This window comes from Mycobacterium sp. NGS11 (genome assembly GCF_059813315.1).
Map to the genome: position 1 here is coordinate 157,037 of NZ_JCALEJ010000009.1, position 20,604 is coordinate 177,640.

Annotated in this window: 19 protein-coding genes, 1 pseudogene and 1 riboswitch; of the genes and pseudogenes, 7 read left to right on the forward strand and 13 right to left on the reverse strand. The window is 67.5% G+C overall.

Features of this window, described 5'->3' with window-relative positions; translation table 11 throughout:
* Window positions 1–104 precede the first annotated feature (104 nt).
* A riboswitch (SAM riboswitch) is annotated at window positions 105–226 on the reverse strand.
* 151 nt (window positions 227–377) lie between these two features.
* Both AC5Y4T_RS13745 and AC5Y4T_RS13750 read left to right on the forward strand, forming a co-directional pair.
* Complete coding sequence (locus AC5Y4T_RS13745; protein ID WP_499953707.1) at window positions 378–2,612, forward strand: NADP-dependent isocitrate dehydrogenase; 2,235 nt, start codon at window positions 378–380, stop codon at window positions 2,610–2,612.
* A 27-nt stretch (window positions 2,613–2,639) separates the two neighbouring features.
* Window positions 2,640–3,869, forward strand: a complete 1,230-nt coding sequence (locus AC5Y4T_RS13750) for an NADP-dependent isocitrate dehydrogenase (protein ID WP_499953711.1) — start codon at window positions 2,640–2,642, stop codon at window positions 3,867–3,869.
* On the opposite strand, the gene ephH is transcribed toward AC5Y4T_RS13750, so the two are convergent.
* The gene (gene ephH / locus AC5Y4T_RS13755; RefSeq protein WP_499920760.1) at window positions 3,862–4,659 is read right to left on the reverse strand and encodes an epoxide hydrolase EphH; all 798 of its coding nucleotides are present in this window, start codon (window positions 4,657–4,659) and stop codon (window positions 3,862–3,864) included. The two genes, AC5Y4T_RS13750 and ephH, sit on opposite strands and share 8 nt — an antisense overlap.
* Window positions 4,660–4,855: 196 nt before the next feature.
* Here ephH and trpS point away from each other — a divergent pair, with 196 nt between their 5' ends.
* Both trpS and yhjD read left to right on the forward strand, forming a co-directional pair.
* Window positions 4,856–5,875 (forward strand): tryptophan--tRNA ligase, encoded by a 1,020-nt coding sequence (gene trpS / locus AC5Y4T_RS13760; protein WP_499953716.1) that lies wholly within the window; start codon window positions 4,856–4,858, stop codon window positions 5,873–5,875.
* Window positions 5,876–5,899: 24 nt separating this feature from the next.
* The gene (gene yhjD / locus AC5Y4T_RS13765; protein WP_499953721.1) at window positions 5,900–6,937 is read left to right on the forward strand and encodes an inner membrane protein YhjD; all 1,038 of its coding nucleotides are present in this window, start codon (window positions 5,900–5,902) and stop codon (window positions 6,935–6,937) included.
* Here yhjD and AC5Y4T_RS13770 read toward each other — a convergent pair.
* From AC5Y4T_RS13770 to dacB1, 4 genes are read right to left on the reverse strand one after another with little or no spacing between them, the layout of a single operon-like run.
* The gene (locus tag AC5Y4T_RS13770) at window positions 6,934–7,248 is read right to left on the reverse strand and encodes a DMT family transporter (protein WP_499947669.1); all 315 of its coding nucleotides are present in this window, start codon (window positions 7,246–7,248) and stop codon (window positions 6,934–6,936) included. The genes yhjD and AC5Y4T_RS13770 overlap by 4 nt on opposite strands.
* Window positions 7,248–8,372 carry an N-acetylglucosamine-6-phosphate deacetylase gene (gene nagA, locus AC5Y4T_RS13775; RefSeq protein WP_499953724.1) on the reverse strand — a complete coding sequence of 375 codons (1,125 nt, stop codon included), beginning with the start codon at window positions 8,370–8,372 and terminating at the stop codon, window positions 7,248–7,250. The genes AC5Y4T_RS13770 and nagA overlap by 1 nt, the downstream gene beginning before the upstream one ends.
* Window positions 8,363–9,715, reverse strand: a complete 1,353-nt coding sequence (locus AC5Y4T_RS13780; protein WP_499953728.1) for a sugar porter family MFS transporter — start codon at window positions 9,713–9,715, stop codon at window positions 8,363–8,365. Before AC5Y4T_RS13780 ends, nagA begins: the two co-directional genes overlap by 10 nt.
* A 2-nt stretch (window positions 9,716–9,717) precedes the next feature.
* Complete coding sequence (gene dacB1 / locus AC5Y4T_RS13785; protein WP_499953771.1) at window positions 9,718–10,887, reverse strand: D-alanyl-D-alanine carboxypeptidase DacB1; 1,170 nt, start codon at window positions 10,885–10,887, stop codon at window positions 9,718–9,720.
* 258 nt (window positions 10,888–11,145) lie between these two features.
* Here dacB1 and AC5Y4T_RS13790 point away from each other — a divergent pair, with 258 nt between their 5' ends.
* On the forward strand, window positions 11,146–11,439 hold the full coding sequence (locus tag AC5Y4T_RS13790) for a hypothetical protein (protein ID WP_499953732.1): 294 nt from the start codon (window positions 11,146–11,148) through the stop codon (window positions 11,437–11,439).
* A gap of 54 nt (window positions 11,440–11,493) precedes the next feature.
* Here the strand turns inward: AC5Y4T_RS13790 and AC5Y4T_RS13795 are convergent, their stop codons facing one another.
* The gene (locus AC5Y4T_RS13795) at window positions 11,494–12,837 is read right to left on the reverse strand and encodes an aspartate aminotransferase family protein (RefSeq protein WP_499953736.1); all 1,344 of its coding nucleotides are present in this window, start codon (window positions 12,835–12,837) and stop codon (window positions 11,494–11,496) included.
* A gap of 26 nt (window positions 12,838–12,863) precedes the next feature.
* Here AC5Y4T_RS13795 and AC5Y4T_RS13800 point away from each other — a divergent pair, with 26 nt between their 5' ends.
* A complete protein-coding gene (locus AC5Y4T_RS13800; protein WP_499953745.1) occupies window positions 12,864–13,763 on the forward strand; it encodes a sigma-70 family RNA polymerase sigma factor in 900 nt (299 codons plus the stop codon).
* Here AC5Y4T_RS13800 and AC5Y4T_RS13805 read toward each other — a convergent pair.
* The 7 genes and pseudogenes from AC5Y4T_RS13805 to sdhC all read right to left on the reverse strand — a co-directional run bounded on the left by AC5Y4T_RS13805 (window position 13,710) and on the right by sdhC (window position 19,802).
* Window positions 13,710–14,810 carry an alpha/beta hydrolase gene (locus AC5Y4T_RS13805; RefSeq protein ID WP_499953749.1) on the reverse strand — a complete coding sequence of 367 codons (1,101 nt, stop codon included), beginning with the start codon at window positions 14,808–14,810 and terminating at the stop codon, window positions 13,710–13,712. The two genes, AC5Y4T_RS13800 and AC5Y4T_RS13805, sit on opposite strands and share 54 nt — an antisense overlap.
* Window positions 14,811–14,962: 152 nt before the next feature.
* Window positions 14,963–15,703: a helix-turn-helix transcriptional regulator gene (locus AC5Y4T_RS13810; protein WP_499953753.1), complete on the reverse strand. Its 741-nt coding sequence runs from the start codon at window positions 15,701–15,703 to the stop codon at window positions 14,963–14,965.
* Between the two features lie 8 nt (window positions 15,704–15,711).
* Window positions 15,712–16,332: pseudogene (locus tag AC5Y4T_RS13815) on the reverse strand (carboxymuconolactone decarboxylase family protein); the annotation flags it as partial.
* A 103-nt stretch (window positions 16,333–16,435) separates the two neighbouring features.
* Complete coding sequence (locus tag AC5Y4T_RS13820) at window positions 16,436–17,230, reverse strand: succinate dehydrogenase iron-sulfur subunit (RefSeq protein ID WP_499953756.1); 795 nt, start codon at window positions 17,228–17,230, stop codon at window positions 16,436–16,438.
* A complete protein-coding gene (gene sdhA / locus AC5Y4T_RS13825) occupies window positions 17,230–18,984 on the reverse strand; it encodes a succinate dehydrogenase flavoprotein subunit (RefSeq protein ID WP_499920466.1) in 1,755 nt (584 codons plus the stop codon). Before sdhA ends, AC5Y4T_RS13820 begins: the two co-directional genes overlap by 1 nt.
* 3 nt (window positions 18,985–18,987) lie before the next feature.
* Window positions 18,988–19,467: a succinate dehydrogenase hydrophobic membrane anchor subunit gene (locus tag AC5Y4T_RS13830; RefSeq protein WP_499920464.1), complete on the reverse strand. Its 480-nt coding sequence runs from the start codon at window positions 19,465–19,467 to the stop codon at window positions 18,988–18,990.
* Window positions 19,464–19,802: a succinate dehydrogenase, cytochrome b556 subunit gene (sdhC, locus tag AC5Y4T_RS13835; RefSeq protein WP_499920754.1), complete on the reverse strand. Its 339-nt coding sequence runs from the start codon at window positions 19,800–19,802 to the stop codon at window positions 19,464–19,466. The genes AC5Y4T_RS13830 and sdhC overlap by 4 nt, the downstream gene beginning before the upstream one ends.
* Before the next feature lie 252 nt (window positions 19,803–20,054).
* On the opposite strand from sdhC, the gene AC5Y4T_RS13840 reads away from it, so the two are divergent.
* Entirely contained in the window at window positions 20,055–20,456 is a 402-nt protein-coding gene (locus tag AC5Y4T_RS13840; protein WP_499953760.1) for a cytidine deaminase, read from the forward strand.
* The last annotated feature ends 148 nt before the right edge of the window (window positions 20,457–20,604 follow it).

Sequence of the window (20,604 nt, forward strand, 5' to 3'; positions counted from 1 at the left end):
GCGTCAGCCGGCGCCGCGGATTAGCAGCGACACACGATGAGGCGCGAAAAGGCCGGGAGAATGCACATCACGTTTCCCTGTCTGCTCAGGGGCCCGTCATGGCGGACCCGCGCTTGCCGGATAGCCGGTTGTGTGGCTACTCAACCTGGTCATCACCCGGGGCACCCCACCGCGGTTGGAGGGTTGCCGGCCAGCAAGCCGGGGCTTGATGCTGGCGCTCATGACCAATTCGAAGATTATCTTACTGTGCCGAGTCGGTGCCAACCATCGCGGTGCACGTGCAGGTCGACACCTGTCCAAACACCCTTGCTAACGTGGCAGGAAGACCGCTGAGCCCCCCAGAATTCGAACCCATCATTGACGCCGGGAGAGGGACCGTGAGCGCCGAACAGCCGACCGTCATCTACACACTGACCGACGAAGCGCCGCTGCTGGCGACTTATGCGTTCCTGCCGATCGTGCGCGCCTTCGCCGAGCCGGCGGGCATCGAGATCAAGACCAGCGACATCTCCGTGGCCGCCCGGATTCTGGCGGAGTTCCCCGATGATCTGACCGAAGAGCAGCGCGTTCCGGACAACCTGGGCGAGTTGGGCCGGCTGACAGAGCTCCCCGACACCAACATCATCAAGCTGCCGAACATCAGCGCCTCGGTCCCCCAGCTGATCGCCGCCGTCAAGGAGTTGCAGGGCAAGGGATACAAGATCCCGGACTTTCCGCAGAGTCCAAAGACGGACGAGGACAAAGAGATTCGCGCGCGCTACGCCAAATGCCTTGGTAGCGCCGTCAATCCGGTGCTGCGGCAGGGCAATTCGGACCGGCGTGCGCCCAAGGCGGTGAAGGAGTACGCCCGCAAGCATCCGCACAGCATGGCGGACTGGTCGCCGGCCTCGCGCACTCACGTCGCGACCATGCGGCACGGCGACTTCTACCACGGCGAGAAGTCGATGACGCTGGACCGCGCGCGCAACGTGAAGATGGTGCTGGAGACCAAGAGCGGGCAGACCCTCGAGCTCAAGGCCAAGGTCGAGCTGCGCGAGGGCGACGTCATCGATTCCATGTTCATGAGCAAGAAGGCCCTCGTCGAGTTCTACGAGGAGCAGATGCAGGACGCCTACGAGACCGGCGTGATGTTCTCGCTGCACGTCAAGGCGACGATGATGAAGGTGTCGCACCCCATCGTCTTCGGTCACGCGGTGAAGATCTTCTACAAGGACGCTTTCGCCAAGCACCAGGAGCTGTTCGACGAACTCGGCGTCGACGTCAACAACGGATTGGTCGACCTCTACAACAAGATCGAGTCGCTGCCGGCGTCACTGCACGAGGAGATCATCCGCGATCTGCACGCCTGCCACGAACACCGCCCCGAGCTGGCCATGGTCGATTCGGCCAAGGGCATCACCAACTTTCATTCGCCCAGCGACGTCATCGTGGACGCGTCCATGCCGGCGATGATCCGCGCGGGCGGCAAGATGTGGGGCGCCGACGGGCGCCAGAAGGACACCAAGGCCGTCAACCCCGAGTCGACTTTTTCGCGGATCTACCAGGAGATCATCAACTTCTGCAAAACCCACGGGCAGTTCGATCCGCGGACGATGGGCACCGTTCCCAACGTCGGCCTGATGGCGCAGCAGGCCGAGGAGTACGGCTCGCACGACAAGACCTTCGAGATTCCCGAGGAGGGTGTCGCCAACATCGTCGACCTCGACAGCGGGGAAGTGCTGCTGACCCAGAACGTCGAGGAGGGTGACATCTGGCGCATGCCCATCGTCACCGACGAAGCGATCCGCGACTGGGTCAAGCTCGCGGTCACCCGGGGCAGGAACTCCGGTATGACGGTGTTGTTCTGGCTCGACACCGAGCGGCCGCACGAGGTCGAGCTGCGCAAGAAGGTCAAGGCGTACCTGAAGGAGCACGACACCGAGGGCCTGGAGATCCAGATCATGCCGCAGGTGTGGGCAATGCGGTACACCATCGAGCGCGCCATGCGCGGGCAGGACACCATTGCCGCGACCGGCAACATCCTGCGCGATTACCTCACCGACCTGTTCCCGATCCTGGAACTGGGCACCAGCGCCAAGATGTTGTCCATCGTGCCGCTGATGGCCGGCGGTGGGATGTACGAAACCGGCGCGGGCGGTTCGGCGCCCAAGCACGTCCACCAACTCGTCGAGGAGAACCATCTGCGCTGGGATTCCCTGGGTGAATTCCTTGCTCTCGGAGCGTGTTTCGAGGACATCGGCATCAAGACCGACAATGAGCGCGCCAAGGTCCTGGGCAAGACGCTGGATGCCGCCATCGGCAAGCTGCTGGAGAACGACAAGAGCCCGTCGCGCAAGACCGGTGAACTCGACAACCGCGGCAGCCAGTTCTACCTGGCGCTGTACTGGGCGGCCGAACTCGCGAAATCCGACGACGAAGAATTGCGCAAGCATTTCGCCGCGCTCGCCGACGCGTTGCGCGAAAACGAGGAGACCATCGTGGCCGAGCTCGCCGAGGCGCAGGGCGAGGCGGTCGACATCGGCGGCTACTACTACCCGGACAGCGAGAAGACGACGGCGATCATGCGCCCGAGCAAGACCTTCAATGAGGCGCTGGCGGCTTCGACAAGCTAGGGCCCCCGGCAGGAAGCGGGACTCGACATGGCAGGGGAAGCCAAGGTCAAGGTCAAAGGCCGCGTCGTAGAGCTCGACGGCGACGAAATGACCCGCGTCATCTGGAAGTCGATCAAGGACATGCTGATCCTGCCGCACCTCGACATCGACCTGGACTACTACGACCTGGGCATCGAGCACCGCGACCGCACCGATGACCAGGTGACCATCGATGCGGCCAACGCCATCAAGAAGCACGGCGTCGGTGTCAAGTGCGCCACCATCACCCCCGACGAGGCCCGCGTCGAGGAGTTCGATCTCAAGAAGATGTGGCCCTCGCCCAACGGCACGATTCGAAACATTCTGGGCGGCACCATCTTCCGCGAGCCCATCATGATCTCGAACGTGCCGCGGCTGGTACCGGGCTGGACCAAGCCGATCGTCATCGGCCGCCACGCCTTCGGCGACCAGTACCGGTCGACCAACTTCGAGGTCGACAAACCCGGAACCGTCGCAATCACTTTCACGCCCGCCGACGGCGGCGAGCCGATGGTGCACGAGGTGGTGTCCATCCCCGAGGACGGGGGCGTCGTGATGGGGATGTACAACTTCAAGGACTCCATCCGGGACTTCGCCCGCGCCTCGTTGAAGTACGGGCTGGACGCCAAGTGGCCGGTGTACCTGTCGACCAAGAACACCATCCTCAAGGCCTACGACGGCATGTTCAAAGACGAGTTCCAGCGCGTCTACGACGAGGAGTTCGCCGAGCAGTTCGAGGCCGAGGGACTGACCTACGAGCACCGATTGATCGACGACATGGTTGCGGCCTGCCTGAAGTGGGAGGGCGGCTACGTGTGGGCCTGCAAGAACTACGACGGCGACGTGCAGTCGGACCTCGTCGCGCAGGGCTACGGCTCACTGGGGCTGATGACGTCGGTGCTGATGACCGCCGACGGCAAGACGGTCGAGGCCGAGGCCGCGCACGGCACCGTCACCCGGCACTTCCGCCAGTATCAGGCCGGCAAGCCGACGTCGACCAACCCGATCGCCTCGATCTTCGCCTGGACGCGTGGACTGGCGCACCGCGGCAAGCTGGACGACACCCCCGAGGTCACCGAGTTCGCGCGAACGCTGGAGGACGTGGTGGTGTCCACCGTCGAGAGCGGGAAGATGACGAAGGACCTGGCCGTCCTCGTCGGCCCCGACCAGAAGTGGCAGAACAGCGAGGAGTTCTTGAACTCGATCGCGGAGGACCTGGAAAAGCGGCTGGCTAACTAGCCGGTGGTTGCCGCCGGTCGGCCCCGGCGCCGCACTCGTCGACGAAGTCGGCGATGGTCGCGGCGACCCGGTCGGGGGCCTCGAACATGGGGACGTGACCGACGCCGTCGAGCTTGGTGACCTTCGTTCCCGGAGGCAGGAAGTTGGTGAAGTGCCGATTGAACCTGCTCGCGGGCACCACCCGGTCCTTCTCGCACAGCACGAGTTGGACCGGCACCGCGGTGTCGGCCAACTGAAGCAGGCCCGGATCCAACAGCGACTTGACGAGCAGCTGGAAGTACGCGGGGCAGTGCGCGGCGTCGTCGATGACGACGTGCAGCTGGTCGTCGCTGATGCCCTCCGGCGTCGCGGTGAGCGGCAGGGTCGCCAGCCGCCGGCTCAGCGGCAGCTTCAGGGTGCGCTCCCCGAACAGCCGGGCCAGCGCGAGGACGGGCATGCCCGCGATGAACTTGCTGATGACCTCGAATTTCACCGGGCTCCACCGCGTCCATCCGCCCGCGGCGCCGATGCCGGTGACGCTGCGGGCGCGGCCCCGCCGCTCCAGTTCGAAGGCGACCCATCCGCCCAGCGAGTTGCCCACGAGGTGCGCGGTTTCCCAGCCGAGCTGGTCGAGCTGGCGCTCGACGTGGTCGGCCAGCACCGACGAGCTCAGCAGCCAGGTGCCCGCATAGGGCCCGCCGTTGTGCCCGGCCATGGTGGGGGCGAAGACCTCGAAGCGACCGGTCTCGGCCAGCCGCGGCGCGACCGGATCCCATACCGTCTGCGACATCAGGAATCCGTGCAGCATCAGGACGGGCTCTCCGGAACCATCCCTGGGACCGAGGTGGATGGGGGACCGGGCCGAAGGCGACGCCGAGTGAGCGGGGCTCACGAGGAAGGAGCCGAGCAGACGAGCTTGGTCATAGCCCGACAGTAAATGTGGTACCGCCGGTACCGCAAGGCGGCCCCCTCGCAGCGCCCGCGCGTCATGAAAAGATCGGTGCATCATGACCACCGCTACCGGATCAAGCCGGATTTTCTCCGGCGTGCAGCCGACCTCCGATTCGCTTCACCTGGGTAACGCGCTGGGCGCCATCACACAGTGGGTCGCGCTGCAGGACGACCATGACGCGTTCTTCTGCGTGGTCGACCTGCATGCCATCACCGTCCCCCAGGATCCCGAGGCGCTGCGTCGCCGCACCTTGATCACGGCCGCGCAGTATCTGGCGCTGGGCATCGACCCGGCCCGCAGCACCGTGTTCGTGCAGAGCCACGTGCCCGCCCACACTCAGCTGGCCTGGGTGCTGGGCTGCTTCACCGGCTTCGGACAGGCGTCGCGGATGACGCAGTTCAAGGACAAGTCGCTGCGCCAGGGCGCCGACTCCACCACCGTGGGGTTGTTCACCTACCCGGTGCTACAGGCGGCCGACGTGCTGGCCTACGACACCGATCTGGTACCGGTGGGTGAGGACCAGCGACAACATCTCGAGCTGGCGCGCGACATCGCCGAGCGGTTCAACAGCCGCTTCCCGGAGACGTTCGTGGTGCCGGACATGTTCATTCCCAAGGCGACCGCGAAGATCTACGACTTGCAAGACCCGACATCGAAGATGAGCAAGTCGGCGGCCACCGACGCCGGGCTGATCAACCTGCTCGACGAACCGGCGGTGTCGGCCAAGAAGATTCGCTCGGCGGTCACCGACAGCGAACGCGAGATTCGCTTCGACACCGCGGCCAAGCCGGGAGTCTCCAACCTGCTCAGCATCCAGTCCGCGGTCACCGGCGCCGGGATCGACACGCTCGTGGAAGGCTATGCCGGAAGGGGTTACGGCGATTTGAAGAAGGACACCGCCGAGGCGGTCGTCGAGTTCGTCGCCCCGATCAAGGCCCGAGTCGACGAACTGACCGCCGATCTCGCCGAATTGGAGGCCGTGCTCGCGGCCGGAGCGGAAAAGGCCAACGATGTGGCCGGGAAAACGGTTCAGCGGGTTTACGATCGCCTTGGGTTTCTTCCACAACGGAGCTAGTACCGCTCTCATTGGAGTCGTGCGATGAGCGAGCCGGCCAAGGCGGGCGTTTTCGATCGGTTGCGGGCCCGGCACGGCTGGCTTGATCACGTGATTCGCGCCTACCAGCGGTTCGATGAGCGCAACGGCGGGTTCTTTGCGGCCGGGCTCACCTATTACACGATTTTCGCGTTGTTTCCTTTGCTCATGGTCGGTTTCGCGGTCTTCGGGTTCGTGCTGGCCCGCAGACCGCAGCTGCTGAGCACCATCGACGACCACATCCGCTCCCAGGTCACCGGGGCGCTCGGTAATCAGCTGCAGGAGTTGATGAACTCGGCCATCGACGCCCGGACGTCGGTCGGTGTGATCGGGTTGGCCACCGCCGTGTGGGCCGGATTGGGCTGGATATCGCACCTGCGCCAGGCGGTGACGGAGATGTGGTGGGACGAACACATCGAGTCGCCGGGCTTCGTGCGCAACAAGCTTTCCGATCTGCTGGCGATGATGGGGACGTTCGCGATCATCGTGGCCACCGTCGGCCTGACCACCGTCGGACACGCCGCGCCCATGGCCGCGCTCCTGAAATGGCTTGGCATACCGCAGTTTGTGGTGTTCGACTGGCTGTTTTGGTTGTTCTCGATCCTGATCGCGACGCTGGTGTCGTGGCTGCTGTTCACCTGGATGATCGCCCGCCTGCCCCGGGAAAAAGTGAGCTTTGTCGATTCGATGCGGGCCGGGCTGATCGCGGCGATCGGCTTCGAGGTGTTCAAACAGGTCGCCTCCATTTATCTGCGCACGGTGCTGCGCAGCCCGGCGGGCGCGGCCTTCGGCCCGGTGCTCGGGTTGATGGTGTTCGCTTACATCACCGCGTATCTCGTCCTGTTCTGCACCGCCTGGGCGGCGGCGGCCTCGAACGATCCGCGCGGCCAACCCGTCGCCCCTCCGGCCCCGGCGATCATCGCGCCGCGCGTGCAGCTGGATGAGGGCCGGGGAACGCGCCAAACGCTGACCGCGATGGCGGTGGGAGCCGTTGGGGCGCTGGCGCTTTCCCGGATCGCCCGCTTGAGCCGCCGCGATCGCTAGCCGACCAGCTTCAGCCCCGCGACGCAGGCCACGATCCCGCCGATCAGCACCAGCTTGATCAACGACGCCGGTTCGTCGCCGATCAGCGTCGCGTAGCCGACGGTGAGCACCGCCCCCACGCCGACCCAGACCGCATAGCTGGTTCCGACCGGCAGGGTGCGCATGGCGAGCGCCAATCCGGTCATCGAAAGCGCCACGGCGACAAGGAATACCAGCGACGGGACGAGTCGGGAGAAGCCGTCGGATTTGTTCAGCGCGGTCGCCCACACCGCCTCGAGGACTCCCGACGCAATCAACACGAGCCAGGCCATCAAGCACCTCCACGGCGCCAGGCGCCGCGCACCATGACGTCCGAGATGCCTAAATGATCGTCCAGCACAACGAGATTGGCGTCGTAGCCGGGGGTGAGGACGCCCACCCGGTGCAGGCCGAGCGCTCGCGCCGGCGTCGCGGCGGTCGTCTGCACCGCGGCGGCCAGGCCGGCGCCGGCATGCACCGTGCGGAAGACCTGATCCATCGTGGCGGTGCTGCCCGCGATCGTCGTCGCCCCGTGCACCCGTGCGACCCCGGCGACGACATCGATCGGCACCGCGCCGAGCCGAAACGCCCCGTCGGTGCGTCCGGCCGCGGCGATCGCGTCGGTGATCATGGCGACGCGGTCCGCGCCCGCCGAAGCGATCACCGCCGTCACCACGTCGGGGTGCAGGTGCACGCCGTCGGCGATCACCTCGACGGTCACTCGCGGGTCCCGCAGCAGGGCCAGGGCCGGGCCCGGCTCGCGATGGTGCAGCGGCGGCATCGCGTTGAACAGATGCGTGCCGACCGTGGCGCCCAGCGCGATGGCATTAGTGGTCTGCTCGTAGGAAGCGGCGGTATGGCCCACCGCCACAACGACTCCCGCGTCCACGAAACGCCGGATGGCCGCGTCGGCGCCGCGCAGCTCGGGTGCCAGCGTCACCATCCGGATGGTGCCGTCGCCCGCTGCCAGCACCGCATCGATCTCTCCCGCGTCCGGGTCACGCATCTGGGTGGGGTCGTGGGCTCCGCAATGTGCGCGGCTCAGCCACGGCCCCTCCAGGTGGACGCCCGCGACGATGCCGCGCTTGGCGGCCCCGGCGAGCGCGCGCACCGCGCCCAGCAGTTCGGCCGGCGAGGCGGTCACCAGGCTGGCCAGCGTGGTGGTGGTGCCATGCCGCAGGTGAAAGGCGGCGGCGTCGGCGATACCGTCGCCGTCGGTGTAGGAGGCCCCACCGCCGCCGTGCACGTGCATGTCGACAAAGCCCGGCGCCACCGTGCAATCGGGGAGGTCGACGTCGGCCGGTTGGGGCGGCGGCCCGGGCGAGCAGGCCGCGATCCGTCCGCCGGAGGTCTGCAGCCAGCCGGGGCGGCAGACCTGTCCGTCGAGCACCATGGTGCCCGCGGCGATCACGGGCACGGGTTCTCCCAGCGGCCGCCGTTTTCCCAGAAGTGGCGGATGTCTTCGAGCTGGCGGCCCTTGGTTTCCGGCGCGTACCGGTACACGAAGAGGAACGCGACCGCGGCGAGCGCCCCGAACAGCGCGAAAGTGCCTGCGCCGCCCAGTGAATGGAGCAGGCTCAGAAAGACGGCGGCGACGATGGCGTTGGCCACCAGGTTGGAGGTCAACATGGTGCTGGACCCGATCGAGCGTAGCCGGGACGGGAAGCTTTCGCTGGCGTACACCCAGCCCAGGGAGCCGAACCCCATGGTGTAGCCGAAGATGAACAGCAGGATTCCGGCGAATCCGACGATCGTGCCGCCGAAACCCCGCCCGAACACCGCCATCAACACGACGTCGGCGACGATCATCATGGCGGTGCCGCACAACAGGATTGGCCGCCGGCCCACTCGATCCACCAGCACCAGCGCAGTGCCGACGGCCGCCAACCCGGCGACCTGAAGCAGCGCGGGCAGCCCCAGCAGCGCGAGATTGCCGGTGAAACCCATGGCCTGAAAGATTCTGGGGCTGTAGTAGATGATCGCGTTGATGCCGGTGATCTGGATCAAGAAGCCGAGGACCACCACGAAGGCGGTGGCCCGCAGGTACGGGGGCCGCAGCAGCTCGGAGATCCCGCTCCCGCGCGAGGCCTCGCTCAGCGCTCGGCCGATCTCGTCGAGTTCGGCATCGACACGCTCGGCGGGTTCGATCCGCAGCAGCGCCCGCCGGGCGTCGTCCGTCCGGCCTTTCAGCACGTACCATCGCGCCGTGTCGGGCATCCGAATCACCAACGGCAGCAACAACAATGCGGGCACGCAGGCCAGCCCCAGCATCCACCGCCAGCTGTGGGTGCCGGCGAGCAGATAGCCGGTCAGATAGCCGACGATCAGGCCGCTGACTATCGCCAGCTGATAGGCCGTCAGCAGTGAACCGCGCACCGCCGTCGGGGCGGATTCCGCCACGTAGACCGGGACCACGACCACCGCCACGCCGAGGGTCAGCCCCAGCAGCAACCGCGCCGACAGCAACATCGGCAGCGAGACGGAGAACGCGGCCAGCAGCGCGAAAGCGGCGTAGGCGAACAGGATCAGCACCACCGACCGTTTGCGCCCGATCACGTTGGCCAGCACGCCGGCGCCCAGCGCCCCGGCGATCTGGCCGATCACCACCATCGTCGTCAGCAGCTCCTGCTGGCGGGTGGACAGCCCGAAGTCCTCGGTGATGAACAACTGCGCCCCGGCGATGATGGACAGGTCGTAGCCGAAGATGATGCCCACGCTGGCGGCGGTCAGCCCGGCGAGCAGTCGCGATCCGGTGGGCACGCTCAGCGATGAAGTGGTCGGCGGTTCATCGAGCGGGCCATCATGATCAGCGCGAACACCACCATGGTGCCGATCACCGCCACCCCCACCCGGATCGGCATGGCGTCCGCGGATCCGATGATCCCGTCGGCCGCGGCGTTGTTGGCGAGCGGGTCCGCGGCGGCGTCGTGCTTGGCCGGGGCCAGCGACGGGTCGGGCGCGATCAACGACCCGACCTGCGTGCCCTGCGGGGTGGAGAAGCCGTAGTCCAGCAGGTGCGCGGCCTGTTCCCACGGCGCGATCGGCACCCGCGTCCCGTGCAGCAGCACGGCCATCAAGCGTCGTCCGTCGTGATTGGCCGCGCCCACGAACGTCTGGCCCGCGTCGTCGGTGTAACCGGTCTTGCCGCCCAGGGCGCCGGGATACTTGTAGAGCAGCTGGTTGTCGTTCTCCAGCTCGTAGCCCGGGTGGTCGCCGTGGCCGGGGAAGTCGAACGTGCGCGTCGCGACGATGTCGGCGAACGTCGGGTTCTGCCAGGCGTAGCGGTAGAACAGCCCGATGTCATAGGCCGAGGTGCTCATGCCGGGCGCGTCCAGGCCCGACGGCGATGCCGCCCGGGTGTCGGAGCCGCCGAGCTTGGCGGCCAGCACGTTGATCTTCTCCAGCGCCTGCTGCATCCCGCCCAGCTGCATGGACAGCGCGTGGGCGGCGTCGTTGCCGGAGTGCATCAGCAGCCCGTGCAGCAGTTGGTTGACGGTGAAGACGCCGCCGTCGGTGACGCCGACCTTGGTGCCCTCGGCGGCGGCGTCGTCGGCGGTTCCGGGGACCGACTTGTTCAGGTTGAGGGCGTTGATGGCGGCCATCGCGACCAGCACCTTGATGATGCTGGCCGGGCGGTGCCGCCCGTGCGGGTCCTTGGCCGCGATGACCGCGCCGCTGTCCAGGTCGGCCACCAGCCAGGCCTCGGCGGAGACGTCGTTCGGCAGCGCCGGCGTATTCGGCGCGGCGACGATGCCGCAGCTGCCCAGTGCGTCGCCGCCGACCGGCTTCGCCGGCACCGCCAGCGGGATCGGCGGGTCGCCGGCCGTGGGGGCCTCCGACGAGTCCACGGCCTTGGGGGTGTTCACCTTGTACGGGCAGTCCGCGGGCGCGGCATTGGGTTCGGCGCCGGGCTCGGCCTTCGCGAGCGGCATGTTCGCCGGTGCTGCCAGCGTGACCGGGGCGGCCATCAGGAAAAGCGCCGCTGCCAGGCATGAAGCGGAACGTAACAGGCTCATCGTCTGTGCACAGTAAGCGATCGGCGGCCCGAATCCGGGGAGCCGCGCTGTGACTGGTGAGACGGAAGTTACTGAGCGTCGGGCGGGCTCAGCCGCGATACGCTGGGCCTGCGCTCGGCCCGAAAGCCACCCACCGCATCGAACCTCGGGGGTTTCGCCATTTCACGCGATCGGTTGTGGTCCGCCTGGCGGCGCAGCGGAGGCGGCGCTTCGGCGGGTGTCGGCCCCCGAGCGTTGAGCGATCTGCTCAAGCAGGTCGAGAGGGCGACGCAGGTACGGCGTTCCGGGTTCGACCAGGTGTTGGCGGAGCTGACGCTGCACCGTGACGCCGCCACCGACCCTGAGCTGCGGTCGGCGCTGGCCTGGCTGTGCAACGCCGTGGCGCGCTTCTGGAACAACCCGACCGCCACGCGCGCGCGGGAGGTGATGTTGGCCGCCGACGCGGTCCGGCAGGTGCCCGCCGGCTAGCGGCGGCTGCCACCGCACCGGGTGATGCGGGGCTTGGGGGCCATGGCCTGGCCCCTAGATGCGCGCCTGGGTTCTCGTCAGCACATCGCGCAGGATGGCTTCGATGGTGTCGAATTCGGCCTGGCCGCTGATCAGCGGCGGCGCCAGCTGGATGACGGAATCGCCGCGGTCGTCGGTGCGGCAGTACAAACCGGCCTCGAAAAGCGCCGAGGACACCCGGCCGAGCAGAGTACGGCGTTCGTCGTCGGTGAAGGTCTGCTTGGTCGCCTTGTCCTTGACCAGTTCGATGCCGTAGAAGAAGCCCTCGCCGCGCACGTCCCCGACGATGGGCAGGTCGTAGAGCTTGTCCAGGGTGGCGCGAAAGGCGGGCGCGTGGGTTCGAACGTGGTCATTGAGGCCCTCACGCTCGAAGATGTCGAGGTTCGCCAGCCCCACGGCCGCCGAAACCGGATGGCCGCCAAAGGTATACCCGTGCGGGAACATGGTGGCGCCGTCGTTGAACGGTTCGAACAACCGCGCGCTGGCGATCATGGCGCCGATGGGTGAGTAGCCCGACGTCATTCCCTTGGCGCAGGTGATCATGTCCGGCACATAGCCGAAGTCTCCGATCTCACTGCAGCAGGCGAACATCGACCCGATCCGGCCGAACGCGCAGATCACCTCGTCGGAGACCAGCAGCACGTCGTATTCGTCGCAGATCTGGCGCACCCGCTCGAAATAGCCTGGGGGAGGCGGGATGCTGCCACCGGCGTTCTGCACCGGCTCCAGGAACACCGCGGCGACGGTGTCGGGGCCCTCGAACTCGATGGCCTCGGCGATCCGGTCGGCGGCCCACCGCCCGAAGGCCTTCGGGTCGGTTCCGAACTGCTCGGGCGCGCGGTAGAAATTGGTGTTGGGCACCCGGAAGCCGCCGGGCGTCACCGGCTCGAACGGTGCCTTGTATTTCGGCAGCCCGGTGATCGCCAGGGCGCCCTGCGTGGTTCCGTGGTAGGCGATCGCGCGCGAAATGACCTTGTGCTTACCGGGTTTGCCGGTGAGCTTGAAGTACTGCTTGGCCAGTTTCCACGCGGTCTCGACGGCCTCGGTGCCGCCGGTGGTGAAGAAGACCCGGTTCAGATCGCCCGGCGCGTAGCCGGCGAGGCGTTCGGCGAGCTCGATCGCGGGGGGCGTCGCGTACCCCCACAGCGGGAAGAACGCCAGCGTGCCCGCCTGGCGGGCGGCGACCTCGGCGAGTTCGGTGCGCCCGTGGCCTACCTGGACGGTGAACAGTCCGGACAGGCCGTCGAGGTAGCTCTTGCCGCGGTCGTCGAACAGGGTGACACCCTCGCCGCGGGTGATGATCGGCGCGGTGATGTCCGGGCCGTGCCTCGCGAAGTGCAGCCATAGGTTGTCGGTCATCTCGACGCTGAGCGTAACCTCGCGGCATGACCTCTGCGCAGCAGGTCAGCGAGTTCGAGTCGCTACGTCCCCATCTCATGTCGGTCGCCTACCGCCTCACCGGCACGGTGGCCGACGCCGAGGACATCGTCCAGGACGCCTGGCTGCGCTGGCACCGGCAGGATGGCGCGATCACCGACCTGCGGGCCTGGCTGACCACGGTGGTGAGCAGGCTGGGGCTGGACAGGTTGCGTTCGGCCGCGCATCGTCGCGAGACCTACACCGGCAACTGGCTGCCCGAGCCGGTGGTCACCGGGTTTGACGCGGCCGATCCGCTGTCCGCGGTGGTGGCCGGCGAGGACGCCCGGTTCGCGGCGATGGTGGTGCTGGAGCGGCTGTCACCGGATCAACGGGTCGCCTTCGTGTTGCACGACGGGTTCGCCGTGCCCTTCGCGGAGGTGGCGCAGGTGCTGGGGACCAACGAGGCCGCCGCCCGGCAGCTGGCGTCACGGGCGCGCAAGGCGGTCGCGGCCGACGCCCCGCCCAAGCCCGATCCGGCGCACGCCGAGGTGGTGGGGAAGTTGCTGGCGGCCATGGCATCCGGCGATCTGGAGGCCGTGGTGGCGCTGCTGCATCCCGACGTCATCCTGACCGGCGACGCGAACGGCAAGGCGCCCACCGCAATCAACGTCATTCACGGCGCGGACAAGGTGGCCCGATTCATCTTCGGCCTGGCTCAGCGCTACGGCCCGGCCATGTTCACTTCGTATCAGCTGGGGCTCGTCAACGGCGAGCTGGGCGGGTACACGGCGGGCTGCCCCGCCAGTAACGGGTATCGCGAGATGATGCCGCGGATCATGGCGGCGACGGTGCGCGACGGAAAGGTCTGCGCCCTATGGGATGTCGCCAACCCCGACAAATTCACCGGCTCCCCGCTGCGAGGCTGACCCGGCATTCGCGGCGAGCCCGAGCTGCAGCGCGCCGGCCGCCTCGCTCGCGGCCTCGGCGAACCGCCCTCCGATGCCCACGAAGTTGAGGTATCCGTGCGGCAGGTCGGCCTGGCGGGTCAGCGCCACCGGGACCCCGGCGGCGCGCAGTTTGTTCGCGTACGCTTCGCCGTCGTCGCGGATCGGATCGAACCCCGCGGTGGCGACATAAGCGGGCGGTACGCCGGTGACATCGCCGTGCTGCGGTGACAGCCGCGGATGTGCCGGATCGGTTTGCGCGGGAATGTAGTTGGCCATCACCCAATCGATGTTGCGGTCGGTGAACGTCGACCCTTCGGCGAACAAATCGCGTGACGGCCGGCGTGTGCTGAGGTCGGTCACGGGATACATCAGCATTTGGAACACCGGAACCCCGCCGCCTCGCCGCGCCGCCCGCTGCGCGGTAACGGCGGCGAGATTGCCGCCGGCGCTGTCGCCCCCGACGCCGATGCAGTGAGGATCCGCACCCAGCTCGGCGGCGTGCGCGTGGGCGTAATCGAACGCGGCGAGCGCATCGTCTGCGGCAGTGGGGAATTGGTGCTCGGGGGCGCGCCGGTATTCGACCGACAGCACCCGCACGCCGGCGTGGCCGGCCAGGTAACGGGCGACGGGGTCGTGGCTGAACCGGGTCCCGACCGAGAAGCCGCCACCGTGGAAATACACCAGCAGGCCCGACGGTGCGGGCACGTGCTCGGGGCTGTACAGGGTGGCCGGAATGGCTGTTGTCGCGACGGGAATGGTGATCTCCCGCGTGGCGATGGCCACCGGTGACCGGTAGCCGATCAGGCTGGGCAGCTCGTCGTATCGTGACCGGGCCTGCTCCACCGGACCGTCGAAAACGTCGGAGCCGGAGAGGTTCTTGAGCCAGATGACCAGCTGCGCGTCGAGCGCCATCTCCTGGCCGTCGATGCGCAGCGGCGGACCCGCCAGCATCCGGCGGACGGGGGTGGGCGCGGCGAACAGGGTGCGAACCACCGCCGCTTTGGCGCGAATGCTCAACGATGACATCAGATTTCTCCTTCCCGAAGCTCGCCCGCGATGGTTGCGCAAGACGAGCGCCACACGGCGCCGCAGCAGAAGGCCCGTGCGGACCGTGACATCGCAGGCATGCATCCACCCTGCGGTAATCCGCGGGCGAGCGCTTGTATGGATCCGTCAGATCAGGGTTTGTTGACCGCTTCGGCGAGTTCGCTTGGGGTGGCCCCGGTCATCTCCCAGCACACCCGGTTGGCATGCGACCCGTCGGCGAACCCGGCCAGGTGAGCAGCGTCGGTGATGGAGCGACCATCGAGCAGGTAGCTGATGGCGGCCACCAGCCGCTCCCAGCGGATGGCGGCCGAGAACGAGACGCCGGTCTGCTGTTTGCACAGCCGCCCGAGGTAGTCGGGGGACAGCGCGACGGCCCCGGCGACTGAGGCCACATCGATGCGCTCGGGCACGCGGCCCGCGACGACTTCGATCGCCTGCCGAAGCTGCGGGTGAACCGATCGTCGCCCATCTTGTGTCCCGCAGAGACTGTCGAGGAGAAAACCGGCCGCCGTCTCGGGCCCCGTTTCGGCCAGCTCCGCGGCCGTCGCCTCGGCCAGTTGCGTTCCGCCGCTGACGATCCAGACGCCGCGAGCATGGTTGCGCGCCAACGTGTTCAGCGCGCTGCCCTGCGGCGTCTGCAGCCCGAGGTACAGCGTCAGCGCCCCGGAATCGGAATCGGACCGCACGGCATGACGTGCTCCACTGGCGATCACGACAAGCCGGCACGTGTCGTGCGTGTCGCCGTCGCCGGTCACCGACAGCGGGCCGTGCCCGCCGACGGTGATCTGTACCGCTGGGTGGTGGTGCGGCGCGAGGTCGGAGAACGCACCGGCGACCATCAGCCGGCCCGGTTCCAGCTCCCAGACGCGCATAAACCACCTTAGCGCCGCGCCGCGGTCTCGCCTGGCTGGCTAGCCCACGGAACGCGGCAGGCGTCACCGGAATTGAAGCCCTGCTCGGTGATGCCCAGCGCGGAATTCACCCGCGCCCGCATGTTCTCCAACCCGATCTGGTAGGTCAGCTCGAACACACCGGCGTCGCCGAAGCGGGCGCGCAGATCGTCGACCTGGCCGTCGGTGACGGTGTGCGGATCGGTGGTCATCGCGGCGGCATAGGCGATGGCCGCGCGCTCGTCGTCGGTGAATGCCGTTGAGGTGGCGTAGTTGTCGATCTCCTTGAGGCGCGCCATGTCCAGGCCGTCCAGGCGCTGCAGCATCGATCCGAAGTCGACGCACCACGAGCAGCCGATCTGACGCGCGGTCCACAACACCGCGAGCTCGCGCACGCTGGTCGGCAGCGTTTTCGAGGCCCGGTCGACCATCGTCTCGTGCACGGCGCTGGCGATCATCAGCTTGCGATGATGCGCGGCCACGGCGAACGGCTCGGGAACTTGGCCGTAGCGCCGCTTGGCGATCCGGTACATGGCCCGGGTCAGCAATCCGGTGCGCTTGGGCGGCAGGGGCTCGATGCGGGTTTTCTGTGTCATACCCGTCAGACGGGACAGGGCCGCGATGTGTGACGGGCTGGCGGCGCCGGTGCGTCACACTGGCGTGACGCTCGGCATCGAATGCCACGCTGGCGTGACACTCGGCGCGAAAACCCGCCTAGCGGGAGAACATGATCGCGCGCTTGACCTCTTGGATCGCCTTGGTGATCTCGATGCCACGCGGACAGGCCTCGGTGCAGTTGAAGGTGGTGCGGCACCGCCACACGCCGTCGACCTCGTTGAGGATGTCCAGGCGCTCGGCGGCGGCCTCGTCGCGGCTGTCGAAGATGAACCGGTGCGCGTTGACGATCGCGGCCGGGCCGTAGTAACTGCCCTCGTGCCAGAAGATCGGGCAACTGGTGGTGCACGCCGCGCACAGGATGCACTTGGTGGTGTCGTCGTAGCGGGCCCGGTCGGTCGGGCTCTGAATGCGTTCGCGGGTCGGCGGGTTGCCGGTCGTGACCAGGTACGGCTTCACCGCCCGATAGGCGTCGAAGAACGGCTCCATGTCGACCACCAGGTCCTTCTCCACCGGCAGCCCACGGATCGGCTCGACCGTGATGGTCAGTGTTTTGCCCGGCCTCTTGGGCAGCAGGTCGCGCATCAGCACCTTGCAGGCCAGGCGGTTGACGCCGTTGATGCGCATGGCGTCCGAACCGCACACCCCGTGCGCGCACGAACGCCGGAAGGTCAGCGTCCCGTCCAGGTAGCTCTTGATGTAGATCAGCAGGTTGAGCATCCGGTCGCTGGGCCGGCACGGCACCCGAAAGCTTTGCCAGCCACCGGTTTCCGCGAAGGCGTCGGGCTGATCGGGGTTGAACCGGGCGATCTTGACGGTGACCATCACCGCCCCGTCGGGAACGGGCGGCAGGGGTGGCTCCAGAGTCGTTTCGTCCCCTGTTTCGACACTCATCAGTACTTCCGTTCCTTAGGTTCGTAGCGCGTCTGCACCACGGGCTTGAAGTCCAGCGCGATGTCGCTGAGCAGGTCGCTGCCCTGCTTGTAGGCCATGGTGTGGCGCATGAAGTTGACGTCGTCGCGGTTGGGATAGTCCTCGCGGGCGTGGCCGCCACGAGACTCCTTGCGGTTCAAGGCGCCGACCACGGTCACCTCGGCGAGCTCCAGCAGGAAGCCCAGTTCGATGGCCTCCAGCAGGTCGCTGTTGAATCGTTTCCCCTTGTCGTGCACGCTGATTCGGGCGTACCGCTCCTTCAGCGCGTGGATGTCGGTGAGCGCCTGCTTGAGTGTCTCCTCGGTGCGGAACACCGCGGCGTTGTTGTCCATCGACTGCTGCAGCGCGATGCGGATGTCGGCGACGCGCTCGTTGCCGTGTTCGGAGAGGATGTCGCCGACCCAGCCGACGACCATCGCCGCCGGCTCCGGCGGCATGTCCACGAAGTCATGGCCCCGCGCGTAATTGGCCGCGGCGATCCCGGCCCGCCGGCCGAACACGTTGATGTCCAGCAGCGAATTGGTGCCCAGCCGGTTGGCCCCGTGCACCGACACGCACGCGCACTCGCCGGCCGCATACAGCCCCGGCACCGTGGAAGTGTTGTCCCGCAACACCTGTCCGGTGACGGTGGTGGGGATGCCGCCCATCACGTAGTGGCAGGTCGGGTAGACGGGGACCAACTCGTGCACCGGGTCCACACCGAGGTAGGTGCGCGCGAACTCGGTGATGTCGGGCAGCTTGGCCTCCAGCACGTCCTCGCCGAGGTGGCGGACGTCGATGTAGACGTAGTCTTTGTGCGGGCCGGCGCCGCGTCCCTCCAAAACCTCCAAAACCATGGAGCGCGCGACGATGTCGCGCGGCGCCAGGTCGACGATCGTCGGTGCGTAACGCTCCATGAAGCGCTCGCCCTCGCCGTTGAGCAGCCGGCCGCCCTCACCGCGCACCGCCTCGGAGATCAGGATGCCCAGGCCTGCCAGGCCGGTCGGATGGAATTGGTGAAACTCCATGTCCTCCAAGGGAAGTCCCTTGCGGAAGACGATGCCGATGCCGTCACCGGTCAGCGTGTGCGCATTCGAGGTGGTCTTGTACATCCGGCCCGAACCGCCGGTGGCGAGCACCACCGCCTTGGCGTGGAAGACGTGGATGTCGCCGGTGGCCAGCTCGTAGGCGACCACCCCGGTGGCCACCGGCCCGCTCGGGGTCTGCGTCAAAACCAAATCCAGCGCATAGAACTCGTTGAAGAACTGCACGTCGTGCCGCACGCAGTTCTGGTACAGGGTCTGCAGGATCATGTGACCGGTGCGGTCGGCGGCGTAACAGGCCCGGCGCACCGGGGCCTTGCCGTGGTCGCGGGTGTGCCCGCCGAAGCGGCGCTGGTCGATGCGGCCCTCGGGGGTGCGGTTGAACGGCATCCCCATTTTCTCCAGGTCGAGCACCGCGTCGATGGCTTCCTTGCACATGATCTCCACCGCGTCCTGGTCGGCCAGGTAGTCGCCGCCCTTGACGGTGTCGAAGGTGTGCCATTCCCAGTTGTCCTCTTCGACGTTGGCCAGCGCCGCGCACATGCCGCCCTGCGCCGCCCCGGTGTGGCTGCGGGTGGGGTAGAGCTTGGTCAGCACCGCGGTGCGCACCCGCGGGCCGGATTCCACCGCGGCGCGCATGCCGGCACCCCCCGCGCCGACGATCACCACGTCGTACCGGTGTTGCTGGATCATCGATCAGCCTCCGATATTCGGGTCGAATGTCAGCAGCACGTAGGTGCCCAGCACCAACGTGAACCCCATCGACAACAGCAGCAGGCTGTTGAGCCAGAAGCGGGTGCTGTCCTTGCGGCTGTAGTCGTCGATGATGGTGCGCAGGCCGTTGCCGCCGTGCAGTTGCGCCAGCCACAGCAGCGCCAGGTCCCAGAACTGCCAGAACGGCGACGCCCACCGCTGCGCCACGTAGTTGAAGTCGATGCGGTAAACGCCGTTATCCCACATCAGCATGATGAACAGGTGGCCGATCGCCAGCACGAACAACGCGATCCCGGAGAACCGCATGAACAGCCAGGCGAACTTCTCGAAGTTGGGGATGCCGGCCCGCCGCCGCGGCGAGCGGGGGTTGTCCAGGCTGGCGGGGCGGTCGTAGAGGCGCTGTTTGACCGGGGCGAGGCCGCCCCGGTGGGATTGGGAGCCCAGCTGCTGAAGCTCGCTCATCGGAAGTGCTCCATCATGTGGATGACCGTCACCACGCCGGCCGGGACCATCAGCAGCAGGAACACGATGCCGACGATCCAGAACATCAGGCGCTGGTGGCGCGGGCCTTCGGACCAGAAGTCGATCAGGATCACCCGGATCCCGTTCAGGCCGTGAAAGAGCACCGCTGCGATCAGGCCGTATTCCATCAGGCCGACGATGGGCATCTGGTAGTCGTGGATCACGGCGTTGTAGGTCTGCGGGCTCACCCGCAGCATCGCGGCGTCCAACACGTGGACGAACAGGAAAAAGAAGATCGTCGCGCCGCTGATCCGGTGCAGCACCCACGACCACATGCCGGGGTCGCCCCGGTACAGCGTCCGTGGCGGCCTGCGCTTGCGGGCCGATACCGGTGCCGCCGGATCCGCGGTTGTCGGTTGCGTAGTCACCCCAGTCCTCACCGCCTTCTTCCGACTTCAACGCCAGTCACGCCGGGCACTTGAGCTTAGCTCGGACACGGTGCCGCTTGCGCCAATGTCCGTCAAGCGAAATGCAGTTTTGCGACTAGGGTGACTGTCGGAATCGGCGACGGGTGAGCGGGGTTCGTTATGCCTGAGATCGACTGGAAGATGTTGCGGGACAAGGCAATCGATGTCTCTGCGGGTGCGTATGCGCCGTACTCGCGGTTCCGGGTCGGGGCGGCAGCGCTGGTCGATGACGGCCGGGTGGTCACCGGCTGCAATGTGGAGAACGTCTCATATGGCCTTGGTCTCTGTGCCGAATGTGCGGTGGTATGCGCCCTGCATGCCACCGGCGGCGGCCGGCTGCTGGCGCTGGCGTGCGTGGACGGGCGGGGCGCGGTGCTGATGCCCTGCGGCCGATGCCGTCAGGTGCTGGCCGAACACGGCGGCCCCGAACTGCTGATCGACCACCCGGGCGGGCCGCGCCGGCTCGGCGACCTGCTGCCGGACGCCTTCGGCCCCGACGACCTGGCCGCGGGCCGCGGCTGATGCACGCCGCCGCTTGCTGAGCGTTGTCGGCCCGCTTACCGTCATGCGTGTGCAACGGGGGAGCGCAGCGCCGACGGGACCGTTGCCCCGCTTTTTTGTTGCGGTGCTGATCGCGGCTGCTGTGGGCGCCGCGGGATGCGCGTCAGAG